Genomic DNA, 22,497 nt, shown 5'->3' with positions numbered 1-22,497 from the left:
TAAAAAAAAGAAAAGAAGATAAAAAAAGGGAGGGACCTTTGCAGTCCCTCTCTTCTCCTTTTAGTCAACGTTTGCGTAATCAAGCATACCTGTTTGTAACTCAACCGAGCCACCAGGTAACACTTGAATATTGAGATCGTCAACTGCAACACCATTACCAAACGCTATCGCTTCATTGAGCGCTAAGCCTTCAGCATAGAGGTTATTGAGATGATCTATACATAGGGTACCAACCGTCAATCGTAATCCCGTTGTCGTTGAACGAATATCACAGCCATCCCATTTTAAGACTGCTGTAGCATCTTGCATTGCAAGCAAATCTCTGCTACCAGAATTTGGAGCATAATTAAATGTGGAACCTTTATCAAAGGTCAAGCTTGAGCATCCGCTAATGGTTGATGTCAAGTCTGTCATGTAGCTAAACCAATGTGTTCCGCGTAAAACTACATCTTGAACAAACAGCATTGAGCCTTTTGTAAAGCTGTAATCTGCTGATAACCACAAGTCGCAATCTTTGTAAATAATGCTTGAATCGTCATGTTCGCAACGTACATTGTTATCCTGCATGCCTGACAACCACAAGTTGTGCATCGTCAGCTCTGCACTTGGCAATACTCTTATGTTGTACTCACCCAGCATCAAGATATTGTCGTAACCACGGATTTGTGTATCTCCGTCAAACTTCCAATCCATCTCCATGCTCTGCATTTCATCAAGTTCAAGACGTGTACAGTTACCAAAGACAACTTCAGATCCTTCGCCAAGCTGAAAAACACGGTCATGGTAGTGTCTGAACACAACGTTTTCAAAAATAACTTGTACACCATCTGCTACCTGAATGATGTCATCACATTTGCTTGCAAGGTTAATTGCCTGGCCATTACCGTTAATAATAACTGTAGTACCACAACCGTTTCGAGTAACTTCCTTTTGCCCATCAGCTACAAGATCACTCGCCGTTCTTATAAGACATTCTGGCTCAATCACCATGCAGTGTGTACAGGAAATATGCAGATCAAAGTTGATTTGATGCGTGTTGTGCTTGATAAACACTTTTTCTGGGCCATGATCAATGGTATTTAGCTGTTTATCGTGTCTGATGATCGCATTGCTATTGTCTCGGCAACATGCCAACAGCGTATTGCTGTTATTCTTCACATCCTCTACTAACTTGAGAATTGCCTCACTATTGTCCTCGCAACACTGGGCAAGAACGATAATCGCATTACTGTTGTTGGTTATGTCCTGATCATGTTTAATAATCGCGTTACTATTATTGGTGATGTCCTGAACGTTCTTCAAGATCGCATTGCTGTTGTTTTCAACATCCTGTGTCAACTTGATAATCGCATTACTGTTATCACGGCAGCATGCCAACAAGGTGTTACTGTTGTTGGTGATATCCTGCACGTTCTTCAAGATCGCGTTGCTGTTGTTTTCAACATCTTGTGTCAGCTTGATAATCGCATTGCTGTTATCACGGCAACATGCCAACAAGGTGTTGCTGTTGTTCTTAATGTCCTCAACGTTCTTCAAGATCGCATTGCTGTTGTTTTCAACATCCTGCGTCAACTTGATAATCGCATTACTGTTATCACGGCAGCATGCCAACAAAGTGTTACTGTTGTTCTTAATGTCCTCAACGTTCTTCAAGATCGCATTACTGTTGTTTTCAACATCTTGTGTCAACTTGATAATCGCATTGCTGTTATCGCGGCAACATGCCAACAAGGTATTACTGTTGTTCTTAATGTCCTCAACGTTCTTCAAGATCGCGTTGCTGTTGTTCTCAACATCTTCTGTCAACTTGATAATCGCGTTACTGTTATCACGGCAGCATGCCAACAAGGTGTTGCTGTTGTTAGTAATATCCTGCACGTTCTTCAAGATCGCATTGCTGTTATTTTCAACATCTTGTGTCAATTTGATAATCGCGTTGCTGTTATCACGGCAGCATGCCAACAAGGTGTTGCTGTTGTTAGTAATATCCTGAACGTTCTTCAAGATCGCGTTGCTGTTGTTTTCAACATCATTCGTCAGCTTGATAATTGCATTGCTGTTATCACGACAGCATGCCAACAAGGTGTTGCTGTTGTTAGTGATATCCTGCACGTTCTTCAAAATCGCGTTGCTGTTATTTTCAACATCATCCGTTAGCTTGATAATCGCATTGCTATTATCACGGCAGCATGCCAACAAAGTGTTGCTGTTGTTGGTGACATCTTGGACTAACTTGAGGATTGCCTCACTATTGTCTTCACAACATTCGGCAAGCACAACAATCGCATTACTATTGTTTGTTATATCCTGATCATGCTTGATAATTGCATTACTATTATCACGACAGCAAGCCAACAGCGTGTTACTGTTGTTGGCAACGTCTTGAGTCAACTTGAGAATTGCCTCACTGTTGTCTTCACAGCACTCGGCAAGCACAACAATTGCATTACTGTTATTTGTTATATCCTGATCATGTTTGATAATTGCGTTGCTATTATCACGACAGCAGGCTAGCAAGGTATTGCTATTATTAGTAATATCCTGGACGTTTTTCAAGATTGCGTTACTGTTAGCTTCAATTTCTAAGCACTTTGCCAGTATTGCATTGCTATTATTTTCAACATCTTGCGTCAGTTTAATAATCGCGCCACTATTTTGTTCACAGCAATCACCTATCGCCAATATCGCGTTGCTATTATTCTCAATATCCTGACATTTACCAATAATTGCATCGCTATTGTGCCTGATGTTGTCGGCGTTGGAAGCAATATCCATAGCATTATTGGTTATATCAACAGCATTTGCAGCTATGTTTGTTGCATTCGTTGCAATATTGACTGCGTTGGTCAAAATATCGGCTGAATTCTTCATAATATCAGCCTCATTGGCTAATATTGCGTTACTATTCTGTTTAATCTCTTCACATTTTTTGATAATTGCATTGCTGTTATTAGTAATACGCTGACTGTTGTTTATGCAACAATCACCTATTGCCAATATTGCATTGCTATTATTTTCAATATCCTGACATTTACCAATAATTGCATCGCTATTGTGCCTGATGTTGTCAACATTGGAAGCAATATCCATAGCATTATTGGTTATATCAACGGCATTCGCAGCTATGTTTGTTGCATTCGTTGCGATGTTGACGGCGTTGGTCAAAATGTCTGCTGCGTTCTTCATAATGTCAGCTTCATTTGCCAATATTCCATTGCTGTTGTTTTTAACATCTTGAACAATCTTGATAATCGCATTGCTATTGTTGCGGCAACAAGCAAGCAATGCATTGCTATTGTTCGTTATGTCTTGAACATTCTTCAAAATCGCATTGCTGTTGTTTTCAACATCATTCGTTAATTTGATAATTGCGTTGCTGTTGTCTCGGCAGCAGGCAAGCAACGTATTGCTATTGTTCGTTATGTCCTGAACATTCTTCAAAATCGCATTGCTGTTATTTTCAACATCATTCGTTAATTTGATAATTGCATTGCTATTATCACGGCAACATGCCAACAGCGTGTTACTGTTGTTCGTCACATCCTGAACAAGCTTAATAATCGCATTACTGTTGTTTTCGATTGCCTGAGAAAGGCCTTGATCAAGTGCAACAATAGCATTACTGTTGTTTGTTATATCTTGGTCATGTTTGATAATTGCGTTGCTGTTGTCTCGGCAGCAGGCAAGCAACGTATTGCTATTGTTCGTTATGTCCTGAACATTCTTCAAAATCGCATTGCTGTTATTTTCAACATCATTCGTTAATTTGATAATTGCGTTACTGTTGTCTCGGCAACACGCCAACAGCGTATTACTATTGTTCGTCACATCCTGAACAAGCTTAATAATCGCATTACTATTATTCGTCACCCCATCAGTAAGACCAGCACTCAGGGCAAGAATAGCATTACTGTTGTCACGACAGCATGCAAGAAGCGTGTTGCTGTTATTTGTTATGTCCTGAACATTCTTCAAAATCGCGTTGCTGTTGTTTTCAACATCCTGCGTCAACTTGATAATTGCGTTGCTGTTATCTCGGCAACAGGCTAACAACGTATTACTATTGTTTGTTATGTCTTGAACGTTCTTCAAGATTGCGTTGCTGTTGGCCTCTATTTCAAGACATTTTGCAAGGATGGCATTGCTATTCTGCTCTGCAAGTTCGGCAGCACCACCACTTGCCACATCAAGTGCAATAATCGCATTACTATTATTTGTTATATCTTGGTCATGCTTGATAATCGCGTTGCTATTGTCTCGGCAGCATGCAAGAAGCGTGTTGCTGTTATTTGTTATGTCCTGAACATTCTTCAAAATCGCATTGCTGTTATTTTCAACATCATTCGTTAATTTGATAATTGCGTTACTGTTGTCTCGGCAACACGCCAACAAGGTGTTACTGTTATTCGTTATATCTTGAACATTCTTTAAAATTGCATTGCTGTTGTTTTCAATGTCCTGACATTTCTTGATCAACGTATTGCTATTGTTAGTTATATTTTGAACATTAACCAAAATCGTGTTGCTGTTATTCGTTATATTCTGAACGTTCTTCAGAATTGCATTGCTGTTATTTTCTATGTCCTGGCACTTTGCAACAATCGCATTACTGTTTTCTATTGCAAGCTGGACCCCGCCAGAGCTAATCGCGAGAATTGCATTACTGTTATTTTCAATCTCTTGGCATTTAACAAGAATTGCATTACTGTTTTGAATAGCAAGCTGACTTGCCTGTGCCACATTGTTGTTTGTGATAACGCCATTATTTACAAGTGCTAAGTTGACCCCACCTGGATCTTGCCCAGCGTCGAGCGGCACTATATTTGAACGGTCATCAAACGTCAACGTGTCATAAGTAAGGCGTATCCCATCAACGGTTAACGATCCACTCTGATCAAACGCTAAGAAGTGATTTTTTGTTACGATATTAGCAGGACCTTTTGCGTAAATACCACCGGTTGTTACCGTAAACGATGAATCAAGTTCTACTTCAACCTGCGAAAGATACAAACGAGACGTTTTATTTTCAAAAACAATAAACCCCGTTCCCAAGCCGCGAATTTTAATATCGCTCAACCATACATCGGTATTACTGCGTATCCACAGCGTCCCACCACTGGTCAGGTCAAGGCAATTGCCATTTCCGATAATGTGGGCTGGGCCGGTAAACGTCCACAACCCCGTCAAAGCAATATTGCTATGCATGACCAAATCATCTGCATTTTCCCAGACGATTGAGCTCGTCAAACCTAAATCTCTTCCTCCAAATTCTAGCCTATGACCATTAAGCTGCACACGACCAGAAGCACCAATAGTAACACCATCGGCAAGACTTAATTTATTATCAAGACGCAACGTCCCGTCATTTAAAATAATGTTTCTATCAATAGTTGTTTGATCAACAATAGTTACATTTGATGCTGAGTCAAAAACTTCAATAACATTATTTTGAGTGAACGCCAGATCACCAGTAAATTCTGCACTACTGTTATTATCGGCGAAAATACCTCCATCAAACATAAGTTTGGGACCTGAAACTACGCCACTCTCAAGTGCATTGACACTCCCCTCTCGCACCAAAAATGGATTCGCAAAAGACTGCAGCTGTGCGCTGCGTCTAACATTAATAGCAGACGCTAAGCTCCCAAATTCAACTGCTGCAAAGAGACTACTTGACAGTGTACAAGCTATCGCCAATAAAACTTTTATTGCACGTTTTGCAGGTATAGTCACACCCATCCTTCCTCTTTTTTTAAAAAATGCGTAGACACCTCTACGTAACGCTCGTAACGAAGCTCTTACACCATCTCATATTCTGAAGAGGAGGGATGATTCCCTCCTCTTCAGGCTTTTGCGTTTATGTATCTAAGTTTGCGTAGTCAAGCACACCTGATTGAAGATCAATTGATCCACCAGGCAACACTTGTACATTAAGATCGTCAAGTACTACTTGATTGACACAATTACCAAACGCTATGGCTTGTGACAAGCTTGAACCGCTACCAAAGAGTCTGTTGATATGATCAACACACAACGTACCCACGGTTAGGCGCCAGCCAGTTGGTGTTGAGTAAATATCACAGCCATCCCATTTTAAGACTGCTGTAATGTCTTGCATTGCAATCAGGTCTCTGTTCGCAATAGGCGGTTCATAGTTAAACACAACGCCCTTATCAAAGGTCAAGCTTGAGCATCCGCTAATGGTTGATGTCAAGTCTGTCATGTAGTTAAACCAATGTGTTCCGCGTAAAACTACATCTTGGACAAACAGCATTGAGCCTTTTGTAAAGCTGTAGTCTGCTGATAACCACAAGTCGCAATCTTTGTAAATAATGCTTGAATCGTCATGTTCGCAACGTACATTGTTATCCTGCATGCCTGACAACCACAAGTTGTGCATCGTCAGCTCTGCACTTGGCAATACTCTTATGTTGTACTCACCCAGCATCAAGATATTGTCATAACCACGGATTTGTGTATCTCCGTCAAACTTCCAATCCATCTCCATGCTCTGCATTTCATCAAGTTCAAGACGTGTGCAGTTACCAAAGACAACTTCAGATCCTTCGCCAAGCTGAAAAACACGGTCATGGTAGTGTCTGAACACAACGTTTTCAAAAATAACTTGTACACCATCTGCTACCTGAATAATGTCATCACATTTGCTTGCAAGGTTAATTGCCTGGCCATTACCATTAATAGTAACAGTCGTGTTACAAGCGTAACCGTTTCGAGTGACTGCCTTTTGCCCGTCAGCTGCAAAATCACTTGGTGATTTTGGACATTCTGGTTCAATCACCATGCAGTGTGTACAGGAAATATGCAGATCAAAGTTGATTTGATGCGTGTTGTGCTTGATAAACACTTTTTCTGGGCCATGATCAATGGTATTTAGCTGTTTATCGTGTCTGATGATCGCATTGCTATTGTCTCGGCAACATGCCAACAGCGTATTGCTGTTATTCTTGATATCTTCAACGTTTTTCAGAATCGCGTTGCTGTTGTTTTCAACATCTTGCGTCAATTTGATAATCGCATTGCTGTTATCGCGGCAGCAGGCCAACAACGTGTTACTGTTGTTTGTAACATCTTGTACCAATTTCAGGATCGCCTCACTATTGTCTTTGCAACACTCAACCACTGCAATAATTGCATTACTGTTGTTTTTTATATCCTGTTCGTGCTTAATAATCGCATTACTGTTGTTACGGCAGCAGGCCAACAAGGTGTTACTGTTGTTCTTAATGTCTTGCTCATGTTTAATGATTGCATTGCTGTTGTCCTCACAACACTCGGCAAGTACAACAATTGCGTTACTGTTATGTATGATCAACTCATTGTTAATCATAATACTTACAATTGCATCACTGTTGTGTCTAATATCTTCAACATTCTTCAATATTGCATTGCTGTTATTTTCGATATCTTGACACTTCTTCAGGATCGCGTTGCTGTTATTTTCAACATCTTGCGTCAACTTAACAATTGCATTACTGTTATCGCGGCAACAAGCCAACAAGGTATTACTGTTGTTGGTGATATCCTGAACGTTCTTAACAATCGCATTACTGTTGTTTGTTATGTCTTGATCATGTTTGATAATCGCGTTGCTATTATCTCGGCAGCAAGCCAACAAGGTGTTACTGTTATTCTTAACATCTTCAACAAGCTTGAGAATCGCTTCGCTATTATCTTCACAACACTCTACCAATGCAATGATCGCATTACTATTGTTGGTGATATCTTGGTCATGTTTAATAATTGCGTTGCTGTTATCACGGCAGCATGCCAACAATGTGTTGCTGTTGTTGGTGATATCCTGAACGTTCTTCAAGATCGCGTTGCTGTTGTTTTCAACATCATTCGTCAGCTTGATAATTGCGTTGCTGTTATCACGGCAGCATGCCAACAAAGTGTTACTGTTGTTGGTGATATCTTGAACATTCTTCAAGATCGCATTGCTGTTGTTTTCAACATCCTGTGTCAACTTGATAATCGCATTACTGTTATCACGGCAGCATGCCAACAAAGTGTTACTGTTGTTGGTGATATCTTGAACATTCTTCAAGATCGCGTTGCTGTTATTTTCAACATCTTGTGTCAGCTTGATAATCGCATTGCTGTTGTCACGGCAGCAAGCCAACAAGGTGTTACTGTTATTTTTAATATCCTCAACGTTCTTCAATATCGCATTGCTGTTGTTTTCAACATCTTGTGTCAACTTGATAATCGCATTGCTGTTATCACGGCAGCATGCCAACAGCGTGTTACTGTTATTTTTAATATCCTCAACGTTCTTCAATATCGCATTGCTGTTGTTTTCAACATCTTGTGTCAACTTGATAATCGCGTTGCTGTTATCACGGCAGCATGCCAACAATGTGTTGCTGTTGTTGGTGATATCCTGAACATTCTTCAAGATCGCGTTGCTGTTGTTCTCAACATCATCCGTCAACTTGATAATCGCATTGCTGTTATCGCGGCAACATGCCAACAAGGTATTACTGTTATTGGTGATATCCTGAACATTCTTCAAGATCGCGTTGCTGTTATTTTCAACATCATCCGTCAACTTGATAATCGCATTGCTATTATCACGACAGCATGCCAACAGTGTGTTACTGTTGTTGGTGATATCCTGAACATTCTTCAAGATCGCGTTGCTGTTATTTTCGACATCATTCGTCAACTTGATGATCGCATTGCTATTATCACGGCAACATGCCAACAGCGTGTTACTGTTGTTGGTGATATCCTGAACATTCTTCAAGATCGCGTTGCTATTATTTTCAACATCTTGTGCAAGCTTAATAATCGCTTCGCTATTGTCTTCGCAACACTCGACTACCGCAATAATGGCATTGCTATTATTTGTGATATCTTGATCATGCTTAATAATCGCGTTGCTATTTGCTTCGATCTCTTCACATTTGACAACAATAGCATTACTGTTATTTATTATATTTTGAGAATTTTTAACAATAGTGTTGCTATTATTTGTTATATTTTGAACATTAACTACGATAACATTACTGTTATTCGTGATATTTTGAACGTTAACCAAAATCGCATTGCTATTCGCTTCAATTTCGTCACACTTTGCAATCAAAGCATTGCTATTGTTGGTTACATCTTGTTCAAGCTTAATAATGGCATTACTGTTGTCCTCTACACCCTGTGACAGATCAGCATTAATAGCCAAAATTGCATTACTATTATTTCTGCAACATGCAAGAAGCGCATTACTGTTGTTTCTAATTGCTTTAAGATTATCAGATATGTCCATTGCGTTACTTGCAATACTTGTTGCATTTGATGCGATATTAACCGCATTGGTAATGATGTCAGAAGCGTTACTTGCAATATCCGCGTCATTTTTTACAATTGCATTACTATTATTTTTGCAACACTGCGCAAGCGCAGCTATTGCAGCACTGTTTTGTAAAACAAGTTCTGGATCGGTTGTAGTAAAGGCACGATCCATTTGCCAGTCTCTTAGCACGTGCCACTCATCATTCACTGAGGCTGGTGCACTATTTTGATCGTAAACTTGAGCCCCTCCAGGACTTCTGCTAATAGTAAGGCCTCGATCAGATGCTCGTACAATTGATTCTTGCTCCCAACCACGTACTTTATTCTGATCGCCAACACGCAAAACAGACTGCTTTCCATTACTACCTAGCAATATGGACGAGCTACGACTTGCAAAATCTAGCTTTGCCCCCGCAAGATGATGCTCAATGCCACTGGCTGCCAAAAGCATTAAGCACACAATCTTCTTGTAACATCTCATTTTCTACTCTCCTTTAAAACGTTTATATACCTTGCAAAACACTACCGAGCCGGATTAAAGTCCATGTAGCCATCAACCTCAACAAGCGCCCCAGCAAGAACTTTTACATCAACATCATTAGCTGTATTTCTTCCATCACCAAGTTGAAAACTTCTTGTAGCAGATGTATTACCGTCATTTTGAATCATACATCTATTATCTAAAAGCAATGTTCCTTTAGTCAGTTGAAGCCCTTTGTTCTCTCCTTTAGCATCTGCATGAATATTTCCACCGTTTAAGAAAATACGGGATGTTTCATCAACCATTACAAGCCCAGTTCGAGTTTGATTCTTCCAATGAAGTGTTGTATCCGAATCCATCCACAAAGTAGAAAATGAATCTATTTTTAAAGAACTTCTACCACCAAAGACTAACTTGCCGCCACCTTGTACTGACACCAAGCTACGTACTTCAACTTCTCCATCACCCTCATATTCAGCTACCATTTCAGGTGACAAGTCAATTTCACAATCCTGCAATACTACACGGCCTTGTCCTGCAAGCTGGCAATTGCCATCCCAACCCCTTAAAATAAGGTTGCGTAAAGTAAGTGTGCAATGCTCATGAACATAAATTTCCGAGAGTAAGTCCTCAAAACAAATAGTATATCCGTTACCATCAATCGTTAAATCACCAGCTATGTGCAATGAACGTGAGGCTGGGACGTTTATATCACCACCAAGAAATAATGTATATCCTTGCCCATTTATATAAGCACAGTCCGAGCAATTCTGACCAATAGCAAAATTGATGTGTGATGCAGTATGTAGGTCACTCATGAGATGCATAGTACAATCGGCACCAAACTCTACAATTCCTTGTACTGGAAGAGGAACATTAAAATAGACATCTGATTTTGATGGCAAAGAAACCCCATTCAAAGGAACAAAACCCTCAATGGTCTCTCCATCACGGCATACTCTTTTTTTGCTTGCAGCACAAAATAGCGCTGAGCCTTGCAACAAAATAAGTACCATGATTAAGCATTTTTTTAGACTATTTGAGCAGCCAAAACGTCTCATTCTCTCTCCTTTTTTACCTAGCAAAATAAACGTTAACTAATTTTTCTCTCTCTTTAAATCGTATTATCATAAACAAGGCGTCCAGTAAGCACATTAATATTTGCACCCGGCATTACTTTAACAGTCAAATCATCACTTGCTGACCCATTACCAAAAGCTATTGACTGTGAAGCACTCGCAGCACCATCATTGATCGTATTGTTTTTGTGATCAAGCATGAGGGTTCCTCGTGTCAAGCGTAGACCAGTCACCGTCGATGCAAGCGTCGCACCTTTCATTTCAAGCACAGCGCTACTGTTTTCCATGTAAATTAAGTCACGATGTGCACGTTTTGGTGCATAGCTAAATGACATACCACAATCGAGTTTCAATTTTCCATGTGCGAAAATGGTACTTCCAACAACCGTTGAATATTCAAACGTTGAAGAACCTACAAGTTCCAAATCCTTAATAACTGCAAACGTACCCAATGAGAATGTTGTTGAATCATCTTGAATCCACGTAACATTTTTAAAGGAAACACTACTGCTATTATCAAGACAACGAATTTTATTGGCAGAAAGACCTTTAATAATGATATCTTCGAGCAGCAAGTTAGTTCTATCTTGCTGCAACACAAGCGCAGCAGCAGTGCTACTCATGTCAAGGCAGAAACCGCGACCATTCAGCACACATGCCCCGGTAAAGGTCCATGTCGTAACAAGTTCACTATTTTGGCCAAGTTCAATTTTAGTGTTATCTGCAAAGATAAATTTAGCACCCGCATTAATATGGTGTGGAGCAAATGCTTTGAAAGCAATATTTTCAAACGTCGCTATCTTGCCCGGATCAACAACAATAAGCGGCTCTTTAGCACACGAGAAGAACACATTATGCGTTGCCCCGTCAAGCGTTGCCGTTTCACAGAAGAAAATCTTGAAATCTGGGTGCAATTCAAGCAGTCCCTCTAAAATAAAGTTATTAACAATGACTACAGGGCCCGAGGTAGAAGCTACCCTGCGAATGGTTGCATTATTAAGCAATGTTAGATGCAACTGATTTAGATCAGCCGCTGCATTAAACGGTCGAATATTTTGTTTATCGGTGAATGAAACGGTATCATATTCAAGCGTTAGACAATCAACCGTCAGAGAACTTGCACTATCAAAGCGCAAAATTTTATCTTTCGTGATAATTTTTGTTGGACCTTCAATATAGAAACCGCCGGTTGTAAAGGTCACGTCACGATTCAACATCACATGAGCGTCAGACAAACAGAGTTGTGATGTTGGATCTTCAAAAATAAGTTTTCCAAGACCAAGGCCTTTAAGCGTAATGTTACACATAGCAAGCGTTGTTGTAGCCCTGATTCTAATCGTTCCCCCCTGAGAAAGATCAAGCACATTACCATTACCGTTAATTTTTGCATTCCCGGTAAAAGTCAATTCACCCGTCACGGTAATCTTGCTGTTAATGTCCCAATCAGACATATTTCTCAACGTAAGATTATCTCCTAGAGTCAAATTTCGACCCCCGGTAGACAGTCTGTTACCACGCGCATCAATGGTACCATCGCCTCGAGGCATACGACCATCAGAAAGGCGCGCATCGCCCGTTAGATTAATTTTACCTCCAGCAAGATTAATGTTGGTGTTGATCGGTGTTGCAAGGTTAAGATCAAGTTCTGAGGCAGGATCTGCTAAACTAACAGACTCATCAAACCGCCCAGAAAGGCCCTCAAGCTTTGCACTTCCACTCAAGCGAATGCGTTGACGAGGCCGTCCCGAAGCTGGGTTGAAGTTAGACCCATCAACAGTAATCTCATTAGCATTAATATCAAGCGTACCCGTCAGCTCAACATCCACTTGATTTTCTTCAACAAAACGTCCATTGGTAAATTCAACAATCGCACCTGTTGCACCTTCAAGCGTTGCCTTCTCCCCAACTCTTAGCCTTCCGCTATTAACACGTAATCGATTTTCAATGCGCATGGTTGAAGTTGACTCAACGTTATAGCCAGACTCGCGACCTCTGTGCAACGTTCGAGCATGCAAAGAACCCACTGCGGCTACACAACATAAAGCCAAGAAGAAACAACGCTTTTTCAACATTACAAACTCTCCAGCACTGACGGTGGACCGGAAGCGCCTTTATACAAACGCTTCCGGCATGTTTTTATTACTTAAAATGAGTAGTTAAACGCTGTTGTGAATAACACTAGTTTTGGAACGCTCTTACCAGCAAAGGTATACTCTAAGCCGACACGCAGACGTGCGTCCAGATCAAACTGATAGGCATACTCAAAACCAAGCTTATGCTCAAGACGCTGTGTGTTATCCCAAACATAGCACAGGTTAAGTTCATCAACGCGCTGACAGCAAGCTGTGTCAACTTGCTCAAGGCAACGACGTACTTCATCTTGAGCTTTGGCTCTAAAGTTGTAGTACACGTCCATAAAGCCACGACGAAGCAAGAACGCTTCCATCATGTTACCGAGGCGGAACTCAAATTCTGCACCCTTGGTCATGCGAATTTTGTTAATCTTGTCACCAAAGCCATTAACTGTCGCATCAAATTCATCAAACTTGTTAGCATCACTAAGAGGATCTGTTTTGTATTTGACAAAACCACCAAGAGAAATCAAGTCATGGCCAAGATCTTCGGTTGCGACAGCACTGTCAGGCGTTACAACACGGCGAGGTACACGGCGTTTAACGTTTGCTGAGTTGCTAAAGCGTCCTTCAATCAATACATGTGGATTCAGGAACTTTTTATAGCTAACCAGTGCCGACATGTAGGCACCAACCGTGGTAAATCCACCGCAGCCAAGCTCTGGTGACCAGAGTCTGTGCAGATCGGCTTCTTTGCCTGTCGGTACTGCTACACGTAAGCCAAAAATCACTTTATCGGCCCACCATGGTCTGAGTTGGATGTTACCAAACAGCTCAATGTCTCCAATACCACCAGATGAACCACCAACGTGTTCAATGCCTTTGCCTTTCAAGATTTTTTCGATCATGTAATCGTTAAAAGCTTGCAAGACATTTGGATTAACAAGTTGTTTGAGAGCAGTATTCGCAGGAACAACTATCGCCTGGCCTGATTGAGACTGTATAGTAACTATTGGAATGTTATTTAAGGTTGCTGTCGGATCATTGCCCAATCCCAAGAAACTATTAAACTCAAGCTCACGACCACTGACTGGCAAACCAATTTCAAGACGATTCTTTTTGTACACAATTGGCACATGCACACCCACGGCCACATCACGACCACGCAGGTAACGAGCAAAGTCAAACGACACACTCATCGACTCTTGCTTACCATTAAAACGCAAAGTTTCATCCGCAAACGCTTTCAGAAAGTTTGCAACAACCAAGTTACATGCCTCTGGATTAACTTTCCCATCTTTAAGCAGCCTGCTGGCAAGAGAAATGTCTTTGAGCTTGATTGGGCACTGACCAAACTCAAGTGTTGAGACATCATGCCCACTACCGCCACGGCAAGAGCCATAAGCATCTGTTGCGTAGGTGTAGTCAAACTGCACATTTAAAAACGCTTTATTTTCCCAGAAGAGTGCATGCATAGGCCATGCTGGTGATTTATAAAGATAGGCATACTTACCTTTTTCTTTTTCTTGCAGGACAACTTTATCACGATGAGTTTCCCAATTGCTCATAAGCATGTCGCGTTCATCACGTCCCTGCAGAGCACGCTGTTTTTTCTCTTCCTGTTTAAGCCCATCCATTTCACGAAGGCGTTCGTACTCTACACGATTTTTATCAGCTTCTTTGGCAGCACGATCTTTTTTGGCTTTCTTTTTCATCTTGTTGCGAATTTTCTTGTCCTCAGCCTTTTTCATTTCAACGCGTTTTTTCTTGTCTTCCATCGCACGCTTCATTTCCTTTTTGCGTGCTTTTTCAGTCGTCTTTTTTGCTTTTTCCATTTCGCGTTGTGCATTTTTTTTCTGCTTTACCAAAGCCTTTTCGTGCTCTTTAGCAACGCTCATGGCATCATGAGCGTTGGCATTTGCCTGCTCCACATTGCAACACAAGAGCAATGAGGCAAGCATTCCTAAAATAAATGCGTTCATCGTACTCTCTCCTTATTTTTTAAAAGCTTAGTCATTAACTTTAATATTGCCATTAATGTCAATCGTCACCGCATTAAAGCCATCCGTTCCAGTTGCTTGTCCGGTTGTTGAACTGTCTGATACCAATGTAATTGGGTTATTGTTTGCAGGATTAACAAGTGGAACAGTTGTACCATTCTTTGTTCTCAACATTACAGCACCGTCTTCATCAACAAATACCGTTGAGACAGACAGGCCTGGACGACTTTGTACCAAGTTTCTGACAATACTTTCACTTGAAAGTTTATCTGCTTCTTTTATACGACGAACAAACATCTCGTTAAGACCAATGAGGCGACCGAGTAAACCACCCTTGTGAATACTTTGTTCTTTACCCGGAGTACCTGAGAACGGAGCAGGCAGATAACCAACTAAACCTGAACCTTGTACTTGACCACTGAACTCAAAGTCATAGCAGGTTTTGCCAGTTAGTTTTTGCTTAGGATCTTCTTTGCTGGCACCAATAAGCAGCAAGCCATTTTGACGGATATTCAACTGTCCACCACAACCAAGATCAAATGAATTGAAGCGACCCTGTTTCAACGTTTCGTTGCAGTCTCCGTTTATAGCAAAGGTACCATAGTCACCAACTAACAAGCGGCCACCATCAGTACCATTGATATCAAATGTTCCGTACTCAAGGCTAATACATGCTCGATTTGATGAATCATCTGATTCAACCCAAACAACACCATCAATCAAATTCAACATAATGTCATTGAGCTTGTTTGAGTCAACGTCATCAACTTTTTCGGTTGAAGAACCCAAACGTAGTTTGCTACCTGCCTTATCAAATTTGATCATTGCACGATCTTCAACGCTAACATTACCCACACCTTGAATAGCAATTTTGGCGTTCTTTGCCGCTGGAACAAACTTAGCATCATCTCTGATGATTATAGATGGACGAGCTTCGGTTTGCGCTCTACCTGTTTCAGGGTTAATCTCAGGTTGTCCAAGGAACTGGAATGTTACACCATCCTCGCAAACAACATACCCATCACCTTCAAAAATCAGTTTGCCTTGCTCTCCTATGTTTTGTGTCATACCTGCAGAGAAAATAAAGCGAGGTTTATGTGTTCCGTTATTTGCAAAGCGAATAATACATTCCGCATCACCAGAGAGAAGCAAGTTACCCTGGTTAACTCTGAAGTCACGGCAAACTTCTACCACATTCTGTTTACCGATCACACTGATTATCTGTGTAGGCTCGAGATCAATATCTCCAGAATTACTTTGCTCTAACTCTGACTCATTACTCAAAACTACATGAAACGGTTGGTCGGGATCTGTATATGCTTCCTCAATACGAGCATTATTTCTCACATCAAGAGCACCTTTAAGCGGTTCATTTTCAGCAGGATTAAGAAGAAGAGTACCACCTTGGTTACCTTCAATAATTTCGTCAAATATTTCTGGTACGAAGAAATCCTCTGGATCTTCAAGATCTCCACGTTTCCTTGCCCACTGACTTGGGATTCCCATTGCGCGAGTTGTATCATTCAAGCTACGCTCACTACGACGGCGACGTCCATTTGATGAACTACCTCCACCGTTTTGAACTTGAGTAGGTCGTGATGGACGGTCATTGTCTGATGAACTTGGACGATCTGGGCGACCCGGAGCTTCTGGGCGATCAGGCTTTTGTGGTGGACGTGGAGGCTGCTCTGGACGAGAGCCCGGCGCTTCTGGCTTATCTTGACGTGGTGCTAATGGTTTAGCTGTCGCTGGTTTTTGCGGTTTATTATTATTGCTTGGCTTGTTTGGTTTATTTGGACGTCCACCATTTTGTTCAAGTGCTGCAATCGCTGCTGCCTGTGAAGCTAAGAACTGCTCTTTTTCTTTTTGACGAGCAATGTGCAGCGCTGTTAACTTGATACCTTCTGATCTGAGTGCACTTCTCACACTTACTGGGCTACGAACAAATGATGGGTCAATTTTTGCACCAGCTATTTCAATCGCTTCAAATCTGAACAATCCAGATGCTTGTTTAATTGGATTATCAAGAATTTCAAGTTTCTTGGCTGTAAGCAGCGAGTTGTCATCAACCACAATACCATTTGCATTGCTAAGGCGTGTCGTTACTGAAAAGTCTTCAAAAATCAGATGAGCACGACCGTCAAGTGAGAACACAAATACTCCAGGATCACCAGTAAACTCTACAAATGGGTTACCCGGTTTTACGCCAACACGGCGAGGGTTGTTTGGATCAATTGGATCAATAAGCAAGAAGCGCATTGACAATTCATTATCTGGGAAGTCACCAAATGAAATGTTACCAGACATAATCAAACCATCTTGCTCAAAAATCATTTCGTTGCGGCCATCTTCAATAAAGAAGTTCATACCTGTATCGACATCAATAAATGCGCATGCTTGGCATGAAAGCGCAATGGCACCAACAATGACCGGACCATTAATATGGCTTATTGATGCAAAGCCACCAATACCAGCATTTTCAAGCTTGAGGGTGTTAGTGCCCAAGAAAAGCAATTGGTTTGCAACGCCTGATGGAAGCAATGGCACAAGTGGGCGTACATCAAAAACTCGTTTGCACTTGTCACCTTTAATAGTGAAAATGTTTGAACCAGCCGCCGAGTTAAGTACCTGAATAGCACCTTGTGAGAAGGTAACGTTTTCGCACAGGCAAAATGAAACATCTTCGTCGATGTTAAGCAATGCACCATCGCGAATATCAAGGGTATTTTGGCCAATGTTGTTTAATGCAATATTTTTAAGTGTGAGCGTGTTACCTGCTTCAACAATAAGCTGTGCATTGTCTGCACCACATAGGAAGCAAAGCTCATTACCTTGACCGTCAATTTCAACATCCCCACAAATTCTAATGGTATCATGTGAACAAAGACAGATCCCACAGTTGAGCTTAAGACTGTCAGTCAAGCAACCACTAAGCAACTCGCACAGACTTTGGTCAAAGCGGGCTTCCTCTTTGCTGATGGTATCTTTAATTGTTGCGCAATCAATTAATGAAAGGTATCCGGCCGCAATATTTGCAGTAACATTATCTGGCTGCCATAAGCCATTTGCAAACAATGGGAGATTAACAAACAATTGACCTGACCCAACTGCGCAATCAGCACACAGCGTATCAAGCCACAATGGTACACCGTCTACGGTGAGTGAAGCCATGGTATCAAAAGTCCAGTCATAGTTGCCAAGCATCAATGTTGCAGGCCCAACAACATACATGCCGCCGGTGGTCCAGCTCATATCACCATCAAGTTTGAACGATGCATTCGCTATACGAAGCTGACTTGTTTTGTCTTCAAATACAATCATGCCTTTGCCAGCTGCATCTGCAAGACCAGTAACGTGAATGTCGTTCATGCACAACGTTGCACCAGCTTTAACAATAATTTTACCTCCACCGGACATATCAAGCACTGAGCCGTTACCATTAAGAACGGTTTTACCTGTAAATGTCCAGGTCCCTGTCAGTACCGTGTTACCCGTTAGCACGAGGTCAGTTGCATTATCAAAAAATAGTTCTCCTCCCCACGGTGTGGTATATACGCTACCAAGTGAAAGTTGACGCTGATTTAAGTCAACAATACCAGGACCATTGATTTTAACATCATCAACAAGGCCAAGGTTATCAATTAAAATCAATTTACCGCCATTAAGCTCAATATCATTATTCAGTTTGTTTTGAATACCGATTGAAAGCTCTGTTTTGTCGTTGGCAAGAGTAATCGGCCCACTAAAACGAGGCTGTCCCTCGAGCTCATTATCAACACCTTCAACTACCATTGCCTGAATCACGGTGCCAGGTGTTACGTCACAGTGAGCCTTGCCGGGAAGCGTTATGATGTCTGTTCCTGTTGGATCATACAGTGCGGTCATGCAGAGTTCAACATTCTTATTGCGCAAACGACCATCTTTGAAAGCAAATTCCTTGCCTGTAATACTTGCATCGTTAGCAGCATCAATAGTACCGTCAACGCACAAATTGTCAGATGAAATATTAAATGTAGTACCCGATTGAACCTTAATGGCAGACTCACGACTACCAAAGGTTATATTTGAAAAAAGCGACTGACCCAACCCAACAATAAAAAGCACAGATAGAAATGTTGACAAGCGAAGAATGTTCCTCATTGCTCTCCTTCCTCTCACAGACTTGTACCTCTCTCACTTTTTGAATCTAGATGAGGCCCATACCACATCTAATTTTTTTACCATGTAGCATTATTTTATGTTCGATTCTAGTAACCTAAAAACTTTTTGTAAAGATATTGAATATTTTTTTCATCAATATTTCTCAAACTCCCAATCAATACACGCTTCACTATTATAATAACTTCATTGCTTGCTCAATTCCTTCCCTTATCTTTTGAGCCGACTTAGAAAACAATACTTGCTCATTTTGGCTCAACTGCAAAGGCAGCTGCTGGCAAACACCTCCAGCGCGGATAATAGTTGGAACACTCAAACAAACACCCGACTGCCCATAAACATTATTGATTAACGTTGACACGGTAAATACACGCAACTGGTCAAGCAAGAGAGCTCTAACAATCTTTGCAATCACCAATGCAATCGCATAATACGTAGCCCCCTTTGCTTCAATAACCTCATAGGCTGCACGTTTTGTATGATCATAAATTTTTTTCATTAGCGCTGGTTGGTAGCCCTCAAACTGATGCAAGCCAATTCCTGCAATATTTGCTGCACTTTCCCAAACAAACTCAGAATCGCCATGCTCACCCAAAACATAGGCTATAACATCTTTGGGACTCACATTAAAATGCTCACCCAATGAATAACGAAGACGAGCTGAGTCAAGGACCGTACCTGTTCCAAACACACGACATGCATCAAACCCAGAAAGTTTATGAGCAACATAGGTCAATACATCAAGCGGATTTGTCACAATTAACAAAATACAATCTTTGTTATGCGCGACAATCTTAGGAATAACATCTTTGAATATAGATACATTTTGCTCAAGTAGCGCTGAACGACTCTGACCCGGTGCTTGGGCAACGCCTGCGGCGACGATAACAATGCTCGCGTCCTTTATGAGTTCATAAGAACTACCAGCACAAATTGAAACAGACTTGGTAAATTGCATACAATGCTGTAAATCAAGAGCGTGTCCTTGAGCTTTTTGTTTTTCAACATCAATCAAGACAATTTCTGAAACGGTGCCCCCAATCATCAGAGCATATGCTGCAGTACTGCCCACAAAGCCTGCTCCGACTATTGCAACCTTACATCCTGACTGAAAAACTTTACACCCTCTAACCGTCTCATCCATTGTATTTATAACACTTGCACGTCTTAATTATTTTTTTTAAATGCTTGTCACACGAGTATAAGAGTACTCAAGTCATTCAAACAATTGCAACATTTAATTATGTTTGCTAAAAAAATGACCCCAACATGTCCCCAATACGACTATAACAAACAAATTGAGAATGCTATTTTTAAAACTAAAAAATACATTGTGTTTTTTTCTCTTGCCTTCCAAAACTTTTTTTGTACAACCTAATACAATTGAGTTATATCCATTTCACTAAAAAGGAAACAAGGAGAAACAATGAAAAAAAGCCTACTAACTTCTTGCTGTTTTTTTGCGCTCGTCACACTACTAACCCCATCCAATATTTTGGCTGCAAAGGGTGAAAAAAACCCAAAACCAAAGAAAACAAGTGTTAAAAAGGGCGACAAGAAAGGGCTTCCGTCCGATGCTCAACTCGCCTACTACTCGTACATCAAAGAACACAATTTAAATGAAAAAATGAGATCATGCTCAGATTTACTCGTGGACATAGCACGAGAAATGAGAGGAATGTCTTTTGCACAAGAGCCGACAGAAAAACTGATTGCTTTGTTATCTAGCTATAAACAAAACGCTGAGTCCGCCTGCCAAGAGTGGCAAGACTTTCTTACAAGTAATCCAGACATTGATACAAAAATAGTGGAGTATGTTACACAGGCAAAAGAGTCGCTTGAAAGCGGCTGCAATGCATTGAAGAAACGCTTTGCAGGTGTGTGGGACAACTTATAAACTTTTTTTTCTTTCACATAGAACGCAGCAATTAAAAACCCCCGTATTTTCTACGGGGGTTTTTAATTTTTTTAATCTATCTCATATTACACCCATTCAAGGCGCGCAATAGGAGCAGTATCGCTCATTCGTCGCCCTAATGGTATTGTCCGAGTATACCCGCCGGGTCTATCAACATAGCGAGGAGCTATTTCTTTAATAAGCTTCTGAACCGCTTTTTGATCATAAGGAAGCAACTGCCTTACTCGACGAATTGTGTTAAAGTCATTCCCTTTACGAGCAATGGTTACAATCTTCTCAGCCATTTGCTGAACAGCCTTAACACGTGGCTTGGTTGTTTGCAAGACACCATAGTTAATAAGGTGAATAACCTGATTACGCATAAAAGCTCTACGATGAGAGGACTTTAAATTTAATTTTCTTTTTCCAGCTTGATGGTGACTCATGATTTGATATTACCTTCCTGTTCTTTAATGGCTTTTTTAAGATCCAATTCTTTGACATTCATTCCCAAATGAAGCCCAAATGCAGAAAGTATTTCTTTTACTTCTCTCAGCGACTTACGGCCAAAGTTTTTGATCTTAAGAATTTCGTCTTCTGTAAGATTTACCAAATCATAAACACGCTTGATACCAGCCCCAATTAAACAATTGTGAGCTCGAACAGAAAATTCAAGATCATTTATTGGCTTTAAGAACAGGTCAACCGGCAACCCCTTGGTTGGACTTTCCCCTTCTCTAACGCCTTCACTTTCAGCATTCTCTTCGCTTGCTTTTGAAATTTCATTAAATGCAATTTCTTTAACCGTCAAGAAATGTTCTAATTGAGTTCTCAAAACAGAGGTCCCATAGTGAACAACATCTTCAGGCTTTACAGCACCATTGGTGTGAATGCTTATGATAAGTTTATCATAATCAATTTCTTGCCCCACACGCGTTTTCTCAACATGGTATTCAACACGCTTAACTGGGCAAAACATTGCATCAAGATAAATTCGTGAATCTTCTTGTAAAGACTCACCCTGTGGCCACTGTGCAGTCTTATACCCCCTACCAGCTTCCACAAAAAACTCTATCTCCAATTCACCATCAACTGCTAAATGAGCAAGCACAAGGTCTTTATTGATGACCTCTAAGTGCTCATCACAGATAATGTCACTTCCACGAGCAATGCCTTCGCCTTTTACCTTTAGCTGCATTTTTCCTGGCAAGCCCGTCGTATTCTTGATAACAATGCCCTTAATATTCAAAATTAAGTGTAATGTATCTTCCATCACGCCTTTGAGCGATGAAAACTCGTTATTCACGCCCTTAATAATAACAGATGTAACGGCTGAACCTTCTATCGAAGATAACATGACACGTCGCAATGCATTTCCCAGAGTAATTCCAAAACCAGGACCAAGCGGCTTAACTATTAACTCTCCGTATCTCTCTGACAATGTATCAACATTCCAACTTAATTTTGGAAGTATTAACGGCCTATAATTCATCGTTCT

10 protein-coding genes are annotated in these 22,497 nt (G+C 40.9%); 1 reads left to right on the top strand and 9 read right to left on the bottom strand.

All coding sequences use genetic code 11. From position 1 onward, the window contains the following. Positions 1–60 precede the first annotated feature (60 nt). The 7 genes from H6679_03810 to H6679_03780 form a co-directional block, all read right to left on the bottom strand. Positions 61–5,739: a hypothetical protein gene (locus H6679_03810; GenBank protein ID MCB9493375.1), complete on the bottom strand. Its 5,679-nt coding sequence runs from the start codon at positions 5,737–5,739 to the stop codon at positions 61–63. Between the two features lie 118 nt (positions 5,740–5,857). Next, the gene (locus H6679_03805) at positions 5,858–9,793 is read right to left on the bottom strand and encodes a hypothetical protein (GenBank protein MCB9493374.1); all 3,936 of its coding nucleotides are present in this window, start codon (positions 9,791–9,793) and stop codon (positions 5,858–5,860) included. Between the two features lie 41 nt (positions 9,794–9,834). Continuing rightward, positions 9,835–10,854, bottom strand: coding sequence for a hypothetical protein (locus tag H6679_03800; protein ID MCB9493373.1), 1,020 nt, complete (start codon positions 10,852–10,854; stop codon positions 9,835–9,837). Positions 10,855–10,907: 53 nt separating this feature from the next. After that, positions 10,908–12,944 (bottom strand): hypothetical protein, encoded by a 2,037-nt coding sequence (locus H6679_03795; GenBank protein MCB9493372.1) that lies wholly within the window; start codon positions 12,942–12,944, stop codon positions 10,908–10,910. A 71-nt stretch (positions 12,945–13,015) separates the two neighbouring features. Beyond that, on the bottom strand, positions 13,016–14,926 hold the full coding sequence (locus tag H6679_03790) for a hypothetical protein (GenBank protein ID MCB9493371.1): 1,911 nt from the start codon (positions 14,924–14,926) through the stop codon (positions 13,016–13,018). A 27-nt stretch (positions 14,927–14,953) separates the two neighbouring features. Next, the gene (locus H6679_03785) at positions 14,954–19,084 is read right to left on the bottom strand and encodes a hypothetical protein (protein ID MCB9493370.1); all 4,131 of its coding nucleotides are present in this window, start codon (positions 19,082–19,084) and stop codon (positions 14,954–14,956) included. Positions 19,085–19,277: 193 nt separating this feature from the next. Then, on the bottom strand, positions 19,278–20,246 hold the full coding sequence (locus H6679_03780) for an L-lactate dehydrogenase (protein ID MCB9493369.1): 969 nt from the start codon (positions 20,244–20,246) through the stop codon (positions 19,278–19,280). Between the two features lie 282 nt (positions 20,247–20,528). On the opposite strand from H6679_03780, the gene H6679_03775 reads away from it, so the two are divergent. Beyond that, complete coding sequence (locus H6679_03775; GenBank protein ID MCB9493368.1) at positions 20,529–20,999, top strand: hypothetical protein; 471 nt, start codon at positions 20,529–20,531, stop codon at positions 20,997–20,999. Between the two features lie 86 nt (positions 21,000–21,085). Here the strand turns inward: H6679_03775 and rplQ are convergent, their stop codons facing one another. Together rplQ and H6679_03765 are read right to left on the bottom strand one after the other, a co-directional pair. Beyond that, a complete protein-coding gene (gene rplQ, locus H6679_03770; protein MCB9493367.1) occupies positions 21,086–21,445 on the bottom strand; it encodes a 50S ribosomal protein L17 in 360 nt (119 codons plus the stop codon). Further along, the gene (locus H6679_03765; protein ID MCB9493366.1) at positions 21,442–22,491 is read right to left on the bottom strand and encodes a DNA-directed RNA polymerase subunit alpha; all 1,050 of its coding nucleotides are present in this window, start codon (positions 22,489–22,491) and stop codon (positions 21,442–21,444) included. Before H6679_03765 ends, rplQ begins: the two co-directional genes overlap by 4 nt. Positions 22,492–22,497 lie beyond the last annotated feature (6 nt).

The organism is Campylobacterota bacterium (genome assembly GCA_020633995.1).
Taxonomy (GTDB): domain Bacteria; phylum Babelota; class Babeliae; order Babelales; family RVW-14; genus JACKCO01.
This window is presented reverse-complemented; position numbering and strand designations above follow the sequence as displayed.

What these genes read in the sequence shown, in the direction of transcription:
- H6679_03810 (MCB9493375.1), bottom strand. Translation starts at nt 5,739, where the DNA reads ATGGGTGTGACTATACCTGCAAAACGTGCAATAAAAGTTTTATTGGCG.
- H6679_03805 (MCB9493374.1), bottom strand. Translation starts at nt 9,793, where the DNA reads ATGAGATGTTACAAGAAGATTGTGTGCTTAATGCTTTTGGCAGCCAGT.
- H6679_03800 (MCB9493373.1), bottom strand. Translation starts at nt 10,854, where the DNA reads ATGAGACGTTTTGGCTGCTCAAATAGTCTAAAAAAATGCTTAATCATG.
- H6679_03795 (MCB9493372.1), bottom strand. Translation starts at nt 12,944, where the DNA reads ATGTTGAAAAAGCGTTGTTTCTTCTTGGCTTTATGTTGTGTAGCCGCA.
- H6679_03790 (MCB9493371.1), bottom strand. Translation starts at nt 14,926, where the DNA reads ATGAACGCATTTATTTTAGGAATGCTTGCCTCATTGCTCTTGTGTTGC.
- H6679_03785 (MCB9493370.1), bottom strand. Translation starts at nt 19,084, where the DNA reads ATGAGGAACATTCTTCGCTTGTCAACATTTCTATCTGTGCTTTTTATT.
- H6679_03780 (MCB9493369.1), bottom strand. Translation starts at nt 20,246, where the DNA reads ATGGATGAGACGGTTAGAGGGTGTAAAGTTTTTCAGTCAGGATGTAAG.
- H6679_03775 (MCB9493368.1), top strand. Translation starts at nt 20,529, where the DNA reads ATGAAAAAAAGCCTACTAACTTCTTGCTGTTTTTTTGCGCTCGTCACA.
- rplQ (MCB9493367.1), bottom strand. Translation starts at nt 21,445, where the DNA reads ATGAGTCACCATCAAGCTGGAAAAAGAAAATTAAATTTAAAGTCCTCT.
- H6679_03765 (MCB9493366.1), bottom strand. Translation starts at nt 22,491, where the DNA reads ATGAATTATAGGCCGTTAATACTTCCAAAATTAAGTTGGAATGTTGAT.